General features: G+C 71.9%; 12 protein-coding genes. 1 reads left to right on the forward strand and 11 read right to left on the reverse strand.

The window, feature by feature from the left end; translation table 11 throughout:
* Nucleotides 1-11: 11 nt before the first annotated feature.
* The 3 genes from ACQEVB_RS29740 to ACQEVB_RS29750 all read right to left on the reverse strand — a co-directional run bounded on the left by ACQEVB_RS29740 (nt 12) and on the right by ACQEVB_RS29750 (nt 2,916).
* Entirely contained in the window at nt 12-767 is a 756-nt protein-coding gene (locus ACQEVB_RS29740) for an SDR family NAD(P)-dependent oxidoreductase (protein WP_432978337.1), read from the reverse strand.
* The gene (locus tag ACQEVB_RS29745) at nt 764-1,927 is read right to left on the reverse strand and encodes a CaiB/BaiF CoA transferase family protein (RefSeq protein WP_432978340.1); all 1,164 of its coding nucleotides are present in this window, start codon (nt 1,925-1,927) and stop codon (nt 764-766) included. Before ACQEVB_RS29745 ends, ACQEVB_RS29740 begins: the two co-directional genes overlap by 4 nt.
* Nucleotides 1,928-2,154: 227 nt before the next feature.
* Complete coding sequence (locus ACQEVB_RS29750) at nt 2,155-2,916, reverse strand: FadR/GntR family transcriptional regulator (RefSeq protein ID WP_432978343.1); 762 nt, start codon at nt 2,914-2,916, stop codon at nt 2,155-2,157.
* Between the two features lie 161 nt (nt 2,917-3,077).
* On the opposite strand from ACQEVB_RS29750, the gene ACQEVB_RS29755 reads away from it, so the two are divergent.
* Nucleotides 3,078-4,079: an LLM class F420-dependent oxidoreductase gene (locus tag ACQEVB_RS29755; protein ID WP_432978346.1), complete on the forward strand. Its 1,002-nt coding sequence runs from the start codon at nt 3,078-3,080 to the stop codon at nt 4,077-4,079.
* Between the two features lie 12 nt (nt 4,080-4,091).
* Here the strand turns inward: ACQEVB_RS29755 and ACQEVB_RS29760 are convergent, their stop codons facing one another.
* From ACQEVB_RS29760 to ACQEVB_RS29795, 8 genes are read right to left on the reverse strand one after another with little or no spacing between them, the layout of a single operon-like run.
* On the reverse strand, nt 4,092-5,294 hold the full coding sequence (locus ACQEVB_RS29760; protein WP_432978349.1) for an acyl-CoA dehydrogenase family protein: 1,203 nt from the start codon (nt 5,292-5,294) through the stop codon (nt 4,092-4,094).
* A 4-nt stretch (nt 5,295-5,298) separates the two neighbouring features.
* The gene (locus ACQEVB_RS29765) at nt 5,299-6,069 is read right to left on the reverse strand and encodes a FadR/GntR family transcriptional regulator (protein WP_432978352.1); all 771 of its coding nucleotides are present in this window, start codon (nt 6,067-6,069) and stop codon (nt 5,299-5,301) included.
* 47 nt (nt 6,070-6,116) lie between these two features.
* Nucleotides 6,117-6,956, reverse strand: a complete 840-nt coding sequence (locus tag ACQEVB_RS29770) for an amidohydrolase family protein (protein ID WP_432978355.1) — start codon at nt 6,954-6,956, stop codon at nt 6,117-6,119.
* 50 nt (nt 6,957-7,006) lie between these two features.
* Complete coding sequence (locus ACQEVB_RS29775; RefSeq protein ID WP_432978357.1) at nt 7,007-8,149, reverse strand: acyl-CoA dehydrogenase family protein; 1,143 nt, start codon at nt 8,147-8,149, stop codon at nt 7,007-7,009.
* Between the two features lie 2 nt (nt 8,150-8,151).
* A complete protein-coding gene (locus ACQEVB_RS29780; RefSeq protein WP_432978360.1) occupies nt 8,152-8,904 on the reverse strand; it encodes an SDR family NAD(P)-dependent oxidoreductase in 753 nt (250 codons plus the stop codon).
* Entirely contained in the window at nt 8,897-10,057 is a 1,161-nt protein-coding gene (locus tag ACQEVB_RS29785; protein ID WP_432978363.1) for a thiolase C-terminal domain-containing protein, read from the reverse strand. Before ACQEVB_RS29785 ends, ACQEVB_RS29780 begins: the two co-directional genes overlap by 8 nt.
* The gene (locus ACQEVB_RS29790; protein ID WP_432978366.1) at nt 10,054-11,250 is read right to left on the reverse strand and encodes a Zn-ribbon domain-containing OB-fold protein; all 1,197 of its coding nucleotides are present in this window, start codon (nt 11,248-11,250) and stop codon (nt 10,054-10,056) included. The genes ACQEVB_RS29785 and ACQEVB_RS29790 overlap by 4 nt, the downstream gene beginning before the upstream one ends.
* Nucleotides 11,247-12,413 (reverse strand): acyl-CoA dehydrogenase family protein, encoded by a 1,167-nt coding sequence (locus ACQEVB_RS29795; RefSeq protein WP_432978369.1) that lies wholly within the window; start codon nt 12,411-12,413, stop codon nt 11,247-11,249. Before ACQEVB_RS29795 ends, ACQEVB_RS29790 begins: the two co-directional genes overlap by 4 nt.
* Nucleotides 12,414-12,418 lie beyond the last annotated feature (5 nt).

The following is a 12,418-nucleotide window of genomic DNA, read 5'->3' on the forward strand; positions in this document are numbered from 1 at the left end:
CCGAACGCAGGTCACGAGGCCTGCCAACCCCCGTCGACGGACACGACCTGTCCGGTGACGAACGAGGCGCGGGGCGAGACGAGGAACGACACCGCCGCTGCCAGCTCGGGAGGCCGGCCCCACCGTCGCATCGGGGACTGGTTCAGCGACCATTCCTCGGCAGCGGGGTCCGCGCGGAAGACATCGGTCATGTCGGTGTCGAACATGCCGGGCGCGACGGCGTTGACCGTGATGCCCCGACGGGCGACCTCGACGGCGAGGCACCGCGTCAACGCGACCACGGCGGCCTTCGTCATCGCGTACGCCAGGGCGCCGGGCACCCCCACGATCCCGGTCGTCGAGGACACGTTCACGATCCGCCCGTAGCGCCGCTCGCGCATCCGTTCGACGGCGTTCTTGCAGATCAGCATGGACGCGACGCTGTTGACCGCGATCATTTCATGAAGCGCGTCCAGGTTCACCTGCGCGATGCCGCCCGAGGCGTAGACACCGGCGTTGTTGATGACCGCGGCCAATGGCCCGGCGGCGTCCTCCACGGTGGCGACGAGGGCGTCGGCGACGCCGGCGTCCACCAGGTCGGCGGCGAACGGCACCACCCGGGCACCGGCCGCCTCGGCCGCCTCGGCGGTGTCGTCGAGGGACGACTCCTTCCTCGCCGTGACCGCGAGGTCGAACCCGTCCGCGGCGAGCGCCTCCGCGATGGCCCGGCCGAGCCCTCGGCTGGCCCCGGTGACGAGGGCCAGCGGACGCTCCTGCTGCGTGGTCATGGGCGTACTCCCGTCGTCGCAGGGATGCTGGCGCCGGAGCGCCCCGCGAGTTCGGCCAGCACCTCGCGGGTGTGCTCCCCGTGCCGGGGCGCGCCAGTGGTCTCGGCCGGTCGTGCCCGGTCGATGCGGAACGGCGGGGCGAGCAGGTGCATGGGCAGGCCGGCGACCTCTCGGATGAGCTCGCGGGCGACGGCGTGCGGGTCCTGCAGCAGGTCCGCGAACGAGTTGACGACCGTCGTGCAGGTGTTGCGCCCCGCCAGCAGCTGCTGCAGGGCCGACTTGGTCAGTCCCCGGAACCGCGTGGAGAAGGCTGCCACCACGTCGGCTCGGCGGGTCTCGTCGTGCTGCGCGTCGGCGTACTCGTCCAGGCCGAGCGCGGCGCACAGCGCGGCCCAGTAGTGCGCTTCCACCGCACCGACGGCGACGAAACCGTCGACGAGCTCGTACACGCGGTAGAACGGGCGGCCGTCGTACTCCACCGATCCACCCGACCGCAGCGCCGCACCGGCGAGGTGATCGGCGAGCTCCACGGTGGGCAGCAGCGCTGCCCCGTCGGCCAACGCCGCGTCCAACCATCCGCCCTCGCCCGTCGTGCGAGCTCGCAGGACGAGCGCGACCAACCCGAGCGCGGGCATCAGGCTGCCGCCGACCAGGTTGGCGATGGGCAGGGTCGGCGCGGACGGCACCGTTCCGCTCTCGCGGGGGAGACGCTCGAGGTGGCCGGAGAAGGCGAGGCCGTTGATGTCGTGGGCCGGGAGCCCGGCATGCGGTCCCTCGGCACCGAAGCCGCTGATCGACCCCACGACCAGGCTGGGGCGCCGGGCACGCAGCGTATCGGGGCCCAGGCCCAACCGGTCCATGACACCCGGTCGGAACGAGTCGACGACGACATCGGCCGTGTCGACGAGGCGGAGGAACGCGTCCCGGCCGGCTCCGTCCTTGAGGTCGAGCACGACGGAGCGCTTTCCCCGGTTGACGAGGTGATGTGTCGCGCCCTGGCCGTTCACCTGGACACCCACGGATCGCATCGGATCGCCGGTGACGGGCGACTCGATCTTGATCACGTCGGCACCCAGCGAGCCCATCAACCACGTGCAGTAGTTGCCCGGCAGCAGGGTCGTCACGTCCAGCACGCGTACACCCGCCAGCGGCAGCGCCATGCGACCTCCCTCAATCTATGACCACAATAGTGACAATAGATCTGGTCGCGAGCAAGGGGCGATGCCACGGCTTGGAACACGAGCGACGGTCGAGCCCGTTGCCCCCGGGCCGCACGAGCCGCGCGTTCCGGCTACGCGCCGACGCCGACAGCGGACCGGACGCCGGGCGTGCGCCTACGTCCACCGCCGGAGAGGACACGGCCGGCGGGAGGGCGGCGCAAGCGGCGTCAGTGCAGCCAGCGCACGCCGCGCGAGGTCAGCTCCGGGTACTTGCGGCGCCAGTACTCCCCCGCCTCGCGCATGTGCTGGCGCATGGCCTCCTCCGCGGAGTGCGCGTCACCGGAGGCCAGCGCGTCGACGATCTTCTCGTGCGCCGCCGCGACTGCCGCGCGTCGGGGCGGCGAGTACTCGACCCCCATCACTCCGCCGTCCGCGATGGATTTCAGCGTCTCGTTGAAGACCCAGAGCACGCTGCTTCCGGCCGCCTCGGCGACGAGCGAGTGGAAGACCTGGTTCTCCTGCAGGAACTGCGCCTGGTTTTCGGAGTTCTCGCGCATGCGCTCGACACTGCGACGCAGTTCCGCAACCTGCTCGGCGTCGATCCGCTGCGCGGCGAGCCCGGCCATCATCGGCTCGAGCGCGAGCCGTGCGTCCAGGACGTCGGTCAACGAGCTCCCCGTGAACTGCAGCATCAGCGTCAGCGATTCCCGCAGGTCATCGGGCCGCGGGCGACGAACGACCGGCCCGCCGCCCGGCCCGGAGCGGATGGTGATGACACCGCGGGTCTCGAGCAGCCGCAGCGCCTCGCGCAACGTGGTCCGACCGATGTCGAAGACCTCGACGAGCTGCTTCTCGTTGGGCAGCTTCGTGCCCTCGGCGAGGTCGTTGTCCACGATGTGGTTGACCAGCTCACGAGCGACCCGCTCGGAGGTCTTCGGGGGGCGGACCTTCCCGACCGACCCCGACGTCAGGCCCGACGATGCTGACACGTGCACCTTCCCCCGACAGCGACCCCACATTCCAGCGCTACTGATTCTACTGTAACCAGCTTTTCGTCTCCCCGCAGCCCGAGGTCGGCCGATCAGAGCCATGACAAACAGCCAATCTCTACATACAGTAACGTTAGTAGTGACGAAGCTGGGAGGCACCGATGAGCGCGTTGTCCACCACGTCGATGATGCTGTCGAACATCCACGACGCCGACGAGCTCCTCGCGCTCGCGGACGTCATGGTCGAATGCGGCTACCACCGGGTCTGGCTGGCCGAGACCGGCGGCCTGGACGCCGCCGCGCTGGGCGCCGTGCTCGCGCGCACGACGCCGCTCGAGATCGGGACCTCGATCGTCCCCGTGTACAGCCGCACCCCCGCGCTGCTGTCGATGATGGCGTCCACGATCAGTCATCTCGGCAACGGACGCGCCGTCCATCTCGGCATCGGGGCAGGCGGGCAGGTCATCGTGGAGAAGTGGCACGGCCGGCCGTTCACCAAGCCCGTCGCGACCACGCGGGAGACCGTGGCCGTGCTGCGCCAGGCCCTGGCCGGTGAGCGGACGTCCGTCGAGGGTCAGATGCTGCGGTCCACGGGATTCCGGTTGCTCACCGGAGCCGCACCGAAGGTGAGCATCGCCATCGGCGGAATGGGGCCGGCGATGGTCGACCTCGCCGCCGAGGTCGCCGACGCGCTGATCGTCACGTGGTTGTCGCCACGAGTGCTGTCGACGTTCCGCGCCGCGTTCTCCGACGCCGTGCTGCACCACGGCCGGGACCCGCGTGCGGTCCGACTGGTCGCCCGGGTCTACGTCGGGGTCACCGAGACCCCCGACGAGGCCCGCGAGCACGTTCGCCGTGAGCTGGTCGAGTACCTCGTCTCGCCCCCCTACGGTCGCTACTTCGCGTCCGCGGGGTTCGGCGACGAGGTGCAGCGGGTGACGGCCGCGTTCCAGGCCCGTGATCGCGTCGAGGCCGTGGCGGCGGTGAGCGATCGCCTCCTCGACGAGGTCCTCGTCCTCGGGCGCGATGCCGGCGACATCGAGGGTCCGCTACGCGCCTACCTCGCCGAGGGGGCCGACGAGATCGTCGTTCAGCCCGTCCCGAGCTTCCGCGGCGGCGACCCCGAGCGCACGATCCGCGCCGTGGCCAAAGCGCTCGGGTGACGCTGCGTCCGGTCAGGCGCTCAACGCGTGGGCGCGCTCGTACATCTCCTCGAGCCGAGCAGCGTCCGATCCGAGCAGCCAGCGACTGGTCTGCGCCCACGTGACGTAGCGGTGGCACGGGCTCTCCCATGTGAAGCCCATACCGCCGTGGAGCTGCACGGCATCCGCAGCCGCGCGGACGAGCGTCTCCGTGGCGGCGTGCAGCGCCAGGGGCGCGGATGCCGACGCCGCATCCAGGTCGCCGGCCGCCAGGTGACACGCGACCAGGTAGACCGCGGACGTGGCGAGCTCCACCTCCACCAGCAGGTCGGCGAGACGGTGCTTCACGGCCTGGAAGGCGCCGACCGGCTGCCCGAACTGCTTGCGGGTCGTCACGTAGGAGGCGGTCACGTCCATGACGGCCCGGGCGGCGCCGACAGACTCGGCCGCGAGCGCCGTGGTGGCGCGCAGCCCGGCACGCCGGATCCGATCGCCCGCCCTGCGCAGCAGCAGCTCGGCCCGCGCGTCGGCCAGCGTCACGCGGCAGAGGGAGCGGGCCGGATCGAGCGCCGGCAACACCTCGATCCCGGCGTCGTCCGGGGCCACGGCGAACAGCGCGATGTCGCCGCCCGCACCGCCGCCCGCACCGCCGTCCGCACCGCCGTCCGCACCGCCGTCCGCACCGCCGTCCGCACCGCCGTTCGCACCGCCGTTCGCACCGCCGTCGTCGATGCGCGCCGCCACGAGCAGCACGTCGGCGCGGTCCGCCTGCAGGACGCCCTCCTTCACCCCACGCAGGCGCCAGCCGCCGTCACCGAGGTAGGCGGTGGTGGTGACGGCCGCCGCCGACCACGGGCCGGGTCGGTCGGGCACGGCGGCGCAGGCCACCCAGCCCTCGGCCAGCCGTCGACACACCGCTGCGGATCGATCGTCGTCGCCCGTCACCAGACCGGCCGCGAAACCGGTGGACGCCAGCAGCGGTCCCGGATAGAGGACGGCGCCGGCCTGCTCCAGGACGATGGCGAGCTCCACGACGCCCAGTCCGGTGCCGCCGTGCTCCTCGGCCAGGTCGACGGTCGCGGCGCCCATCTCCAGCAGGGCCGCCCACGCGCCGGGATCGGGCGGTGCCCCTGCGTCGGCTCGCGCTCGCGTCAGTGCGAGGGGGGCCTGCTCGGCGAACAGGCCGGTGGTGGCCGACCGGAGCAACTCCTGGTCGGCCGTCAGCGCGAATCGCATCGGTCTACTGCACCCACCTCACGCCCCGAGCGCTGAGCTCGGGATAGTGGCGGCCCCAGAACGCACCCGCTTCCTCGACATGGGCCCGCATCGCCGCCTCGGCGGAGCGGGGATCGCGGCTGCGCAGGGCCTCGACGATCTTGTGATGAGCCTCGGCGACCGCTAGCCGGCGCCGCGGCGTGTACTCCACCCCGACGACCGCGCCGTCGGCGATGGACTTCAGCGTCTCGTTGAACACCCACAGGCCACTGCTGCCGCTGGCCTCGGCGATGGTGGTGTGGAAGCGCCTGTTCTCGTCGAGGAACACGTCGTGGTCCTCGCAGCTGTCCCGCATCGTCTCGACGCTGCGGGCCAGCTCCTCGATCCGGTTCGACGTCAGGCGGGTCGCGGCGAGACTGGCGATCCTCGGTTCGAGGGTCGCCCGCGCCTCCAACACGTCCGTGAGCGAGGCCCCGGCGAACTGCAGGATGAGGGTGAGTCCCTCCCGCAGGTCGTCCGGGCGGGGACGGCGGACCACCGGCCCACCCCCGGGCCCGGACCGGATGGTGATGACGCCGCGCGTCTCGAGCAGGCGCAGCGCCTCGCGCAGCGTCGTGCGCCCCACGTCGAACACCTCGACGAGCTGCTTCTCGTTGGGCAGCTTGGCGCCCTCGGCCAGGTCGTGGCCGATGATGTGGTTCACCAGCTCACGAGCCACCCGCTCCGACGTCTTTGGCGCGCGGGTGGTCCAGGCCCCGCCGGGGAACAGACCTCCCGCTCCCGTGGTGCTCGACATCCGGACCTCCTTTCCGCGCGTCGCCGTATGCAGGAGCCGGCCCGTGATCAGCGCAGCCCGAACACCGCACGCGCCGCACCGCCGACGACGAGCTCGCGCGCCTCGTCCTTGAGCGGCAGCTGGGCGATCGCCGTGAGCGCGTCGTGGTGGCCCATCACCGGGTAGTCGGTGCCGAAGAGCACCTTCCCCTTCCCGCGCGAGTTCGCGAACCGGACCATGCTCGGATCCCAGTAGCGCGGGTGGTGGGCTGACGTGCCGACGTAGACGTTGCGATGCTTCCAGGCCATGGCCAGCAGCTCCTCCACCCACGGCCAGCCGGTGTGGGCGGCGACGATCGTCAGCTCGGGGAAGTCGAGGGCGATGTCGTCGATGTGGATCGGCCGCCCCATCTCCGACGGCATCCGCTCGGCCGAGTGCCCCACCTGCATCACCACCGGCACGCCGAGCTCGACGCACTTCGCGTAGAACGGGTAGAACCGCCGGTGGTTGATCGGCAGCCCGAAGCCGTAGGCGTGCAGGTGCGCCCCGACGAAGTGACCGGTGCGCACCCACTGCTCCAGCCGGCGAACCCCCCGCATCCCCTCGCGCGGGTTGATGCCGAACAGCCCCTTGATCCGGCCGGGCACGGCCTCGGCCACCGCGACCACGTCCTCCTCGGGCACGTCCCAGATCAGCTGGGACGTCTCGAACGACGCCATCTTCGCCGACGGGATCAGGACGACGTCGACGTCGGCGTCGTCGAGGTCGCGGGTGAACTCCGCGACCGACTTGCCCGTGAACTGCAACCCCCACCACTTCACGACGTCGGCGACCTCCGCCGGCTCCTCGAAGGTGTGCTTGATCCCCTCGGGGGTGAAGAGGTTGCACCAGTAGTCGATGGCTCCCATGCGGCCCGTGCTCCTTGTCGTGTCATGTGTGGCGGTGTGGGTCGCGCCGGTCAGCGCGGCAGGTGCAGCACCCGCTCGCCGAGGATCGACCGCTGGATCTCCGAGGTCCCGCCGGCGATGGTGGCGCCGTGGCTCGCCAGGAAGCGGTGGCGCCACGCCTCGCCGTCGCGACCCGTGACGAAGGCGGGTCCCAGCACGTCCGTCGCGAGGGCCGCCACCTGTTGCTGGAGCTGCGAGGAGGTCAGCTTCAGCACCGACATCCGCGGGTCGGTCGCCGAGCCGCGGTCGTCGGACAGCAGCCGGAACCAGGTCCAGCGCAGCATCTGGACGCGGCCCCAGAGATCTGCCCAGCGGGCCCGGAACACGCCGTCGGCGCTGCCGCGTTCCTCGGCGACCTCGCGGATCTCGGTGAGCCCGGCACCCAGGCCGATCGCCACGGCACCGAGCATGCGCCGCTCCCGGCCGAGCACGGAGAGCGCGACCTGCCAGCCGCCGCCCACCTCACCGAGCACGTCGGCCTCGCCGACCTCGACCTCGTCGAGGAACACCTCGTTGAACTTGGACTCGCCGTCCATCTGCTGGATGGGCCGCACCGTCACACCCGGGCGGTCCATCGGCAGCGCGAAGCAGGTGATACCCCGATGGCGCCCGGCAGCGCGATCGGTGCGGGCCAGCAGGAGCCCGTGGTGCGAGTAGTGCGCACCACTGGTCCAGACCTTCTGGCCGGTCACCCGCCAGCTGCCGCTCCCGGTGGCGTCTGCGCGCGTGGACAAGCCCGCGAGGTCCGATCCGGCGCCCGGCTCGGAGAAGAGCTGGCACCAGAGCGCCGCGCCCCGGCGGATGGGCTCGAGGTGGGCAGCCTGCTGCGATGGGCTCCCGAACGCGATGATGATCGGCCCCGCGAGCTCCATGCTCACGAAGCTCAGCTGGCGCGGCAGGCCGCGGCGGGCCAACGCCTCCGCGAACAACGCCTGCTCGGACGGGGTGGCTCCGACACCGTGCGGCGCGGGCCAGGACAGCGCCGCCCAACCCGCCTCGACCAGCAGCTGTTGCCACGCACGGCCCGCGTCGATGTCGTCGGCTGTCGGCGTCGATCCGTAGTCACGTAGCCCCTCCGGGATCTCGACGACCGCCAGCCAGTCCTCCAGGCGCTTGCGGAAGTGCTCCTCGTCGGCCGTGAGCGAGAGATCCATCGTCAGCTCGCCATGTAGAGGCCACCGTCGATGCTGAGCACCTGGCCGGTGACGTAGCTCGACGACGGGCTCGCGAGGTAGGTGAAGGCGGTGGCGATCTCCTCGGGCGTGCCGAAGCGCCCCAGCGGGATCTGGTCGAGGAACTTCGTGCTGAGCTTCTCGTCGGTGCGCAGTCTCGCCGTCATCGGGGTCGCCGCGACCGGCGCGACCGCATTGACCCGGATGCCGTGGCGCGCCAGCTCTTTCGCCGCCGACTTGGTCATCGCGATGATCGCGCCCTTGGCCGCCGAGTAGTTGATCTGGCCGATGGTGCCCTGCAGTCCGGCCGACGATGTCACGTTGAGGATCACGCCGCCGCCGGCGCCGCCTTCGCGCATCGTCCGGGCGGCCTCCCGGATGCCGAGGAAGGTGCCCCGCGCGTGCACCCGGAGCACGAGGTCGAAGTCGTCGACCGTCATCTTGTGGAGCATGGCGGGCCGCGTGATCCCGGCGTTGTTGATCCAGACCGCCGGGACCCCGTACTCGCTCACGACCCCCGCCGCGAGCTCCGCAACGGCCGCCTCGTCGGCCACGTCGCACGCCAGCGCCACTGCCGACCCGCCGCGGTCACGGATCTCGGCCGCCACCGTCTCGGCCGCGTCGGCGACGACATCGGAGACCACGACCGCGTCGCCCTGCGCCGCGAAGGCCTCCGCAACGGCACGGCCCAGCCCCTGCCCCGCACCCGTGACGACGACAGAGCGCAGGTCACTCACGTGCCGCCCCCAGGATCGTCACGGCGGAGACCGCCGTCGGGCCGCCGACGTTGTGGGCCAGCGCCCACCGTGGCGAGCCCACCTGGTTGCAGGCCTGCCCGCGGAGCTGCTCGAACAGCTCCACGCACTGGGCCACGCCCGTCGCGCCCGGCGGATGTCCCTTGGCCTTCAGCCCGCCGCTGGGGTTCACCGGAAGGCTGCCGCCGATCTCCGTGGCGCCGGACTCGATGAGCTTCTTCGCCTGGCCGCGCTCGCAGAAGCCCAGGTCCTCGTAGTTCATCAGCTCGACCCCCGAGAAGCAGTCGTGCACCTCGGCGACGTCGATGTCCGCCGGACCGATGCCCGCCATCGCGAACGCCGCCCTGGCCGCCTTGACGGTCGCCGGGAACGTCGTCATGTCCGCCTTGTGGGCGTGCATGACGCGGTCGAGGCCGAGTCCCACACCGCGGACCCACACGGGGCGGTCGGTGTAGCGGTCGGCGAGCTCTCCGCCGACCAGGAGCAGCGCTGCGGCGCCGTCGCTCTGCGGGGTGCAGTCGAGCACCCCGAACGGGCCTACCACCCGGGGTGCCGCCAGCACCTGCTCGACGGTGACCTCCATGCGCAGGTGCGCGATGGGGTTGGTGACCGCGTTGTGGTGGTTCTTCACCGCCACCATGGCCAGGTGCTCGGGAGCGACGTCGAACTCGTGCATGTACCGGGCCACGTGCAGGGCGAAGTTCGCCGGCGCGATCAGCCCCAGCGGATAGTCCCAGCCGCGGTCGCGCGCCAGCCCCATCCAGTCCCAGAAGGTCGAGACCGACGGCGTCTCCCGGGTCTTGTCGGCGCCGATGACCAGTGCGACGTCGACGACCCCGCTCGCGATGGCCAGTGTCGCGTTGCGCACCGCGTCGTTGCCGGTGGCGCACTGGTTCTCGATGCGCGTGACGGGGATGTCCAGCAGCCCGCAGGAGTCCGCGAGCACCCCCGCCGGGTGCCCGTCGGAGGTCTGCAGCTGACCGAACCAGGCCGCCTGGATCTCCGACCTGACCATCCCCTTGTCGACCGACGCCAGCGCGTTGCGCAGTGTCGTGGGGAGCAACTCCTTCATCCCCTGGTCGAACCGCTCCCCGAAGGGCACCATCCCGGCGCCGACGACGGCCACGTCCCTCATGCCGACACCCCCTCGTCCACCGCGCCCGGCTCGCACCGGAACGCGTAGCCGTAGTCCGGCACGCCTTCGCGCACCGCGAGTCTCCGCAGGATCAGGCTGCCCCGTTCCCCGATCCCCGCCTCGCGCCGTCCTACGTCCGCTATCGGGGCCAGCACCCGGACCGGGGACTCGTCCAGCGCCACGATGGCCAGACCGTACGGGCCCGCCACGCCCGGGATCGGCACATGCACCTTCACGCAGGTGTACACCTCGCCCGTCCGGCGCAGCGAGACCGGTCGGGTGTCGTCCTCCGTCCCGCAGTTCAGGCAGACCTGCCGCGGTGGATAGCTCATCTCGCCGCAGCTGCACCGCGCGGCCACGAGACCGACCTTCGCCTCGAACGCCCTGGCGTAGGCGGGCATGGAGAAGGGGATCTCCACATCCTCACCCACCACCGGACGCTCACCGGCGGGCAGCGCCGGGCGCTCGTCGCGCAGCACGTCGACCGGCCCCGGCAGGAGATCGGCGGCAACGCCGCTGCCGGCGTCGAGCGCCACGATCCGTACCTCGGGACCGGGTCCGGAGACCGCCTCGGCCATGGCGAACACCACGCCGGCCGGGCCCTGCGTGGGCGGTGCGGCAGGGTGCGCCTTCCAGCGCCGGGCCTCACTCGGGGAGACCCCGACGAGCAGCGGCGCGCCCTGCGCGCGCAGGCGCTCCACCACGGGCCGGGTGGCGAGCTCGCGCTCGACCCGCCCGTCGCCGTAGACCGCGGTGCGCGCCGAGTCGACCGTGCGGACCCGCATCGGGAGGGATCCGTTGACCCGCCCCGCTGGGTGCAGCTCGGCGCCCCGGCCGTCGCCCACCCGGACCGCCCCCGCTGCGGCTGCGCCCTCGGCCAGGTCGACACCCACGACCAGCGTGCCGGCGCCGGCCGACAGCACGGCGTCGAGCAGTGCCGGCCCACCTCCCACCCGCAGCTCGACCGTCGCGTCGTCCGGCAGGTCGAGGGCTCGGGCCACGACCCCGGTACCGAAGCCCACGACCACGTCGGGCGTGGCCGTGACCACGACGACGCGCTCGACCGAGCGGCTCTCGGTCAGCGGCCGGGCAGCTGCCACCGCCAGGGTGAGAACGTCCTCGTCCGGGCCCGCGACCCGGTTCCCCGACTGCTCCCACGCCGGCCGGTACAGCGACAGCGCCCTGATGCTCATGCGGCACCCCTGACCCGAGCAGTGCGTCCGGCCGACCGCAGCAGCTCGCGCGCGATCACGACGCGGTGGATCTCGTTGGTGCCCTCGACGATCTGGAAGACCTTCGCGTCGCGGTAGGCGCGCGCGACCGGGAACTCGTCGGACACGCCGTACGCGCCGTGGATCTGCACCGCCTCGGTGGCCGCGCGTTGGAACACGTCGGACGCGTACATCTTGGCCATGCTCGTCTCGACCCGGCCGCGCGTGCCGGAGTCGAGCGTCCGCGCGCAGTGCCCGACGAGCAGCCTCGCCGCCTGGATCTCCGTCGCCATGTCGCTGATCTTCTTCTGGATCTGCTGGTAGGACCCGATCGGGGAGCCGCCGACGACCCGCTCGTCGGCGTAGGCGATGCACGCGTCGAGGCAGAGCTGCGCGCCACCGACCGCACGGGCGGCGACCGAGAGCCGCCCCTTCTCGACGGCAGTCATGGCGACCTCGAAGCCCGACCCCTCCTCGCCGAGCAACGCCTCGGGGCCGAGCCGCACGTTGTCGAGCACCAGCTCACCCGTGCAGATCGGGCGGAAGCCGAGCTTGTTCTTGAACGGGTGGACCGACACACCCGGGGTATCGCGGGGGATGACGAACGCCGTGATGCCGGCGTGCCGCAGCGAACGGTCCCGGGAGGCGAAGGTGACGAAGAACGACGCGATGTCGAGGTTGGAGATCCACGTCTTGGCGCCGTTGACGACGAAGCCGTCCCCGTCGCGGACGTAGGTCGTCTCCATCCCCGCCACGTCACTGCCGGACTGGGGCTCGGTCACGCCGGCACCGCCGAAGATCCGGCCGGACGCGAGCGGCTCGAGCCACTGCTTGCGCTGCTCGTCGGTGCCGTAGCGCAGCAGGCCTGCCCCGACGAGGGCGGAGGGCATGCTCATCAGCACCCCGAGGCAGTGGTCGACCCGCGAGATCTCCTCGATGAGCTCCCCGTACAGCACGTGGTCCAGGCCGCTGCCACCCCACCGCTCGGGAACCAGGCCGCCGAACAGGTCGAGGCGGGCCATCGCATCGAGGATGTCCCGCGGCAGCCGTTCCTCGGCGTCGTACTCGCGGACCCGCGGAGCCACCTCACGCTGGGCGAAGTCCCGCACCAGCCGCAGCATCGCGTCGCGTTCGGCATCGCTCACGTCGG

It is taken from the genome of Pseudonocardia sp. CA-107938 (assembly GCF_050936315.1).
GTDB lineage: Bacteria > Actinomycetota > Actinomycetes > Mycobacteriales > Pseudonocardiaceae > Pseudonocardia.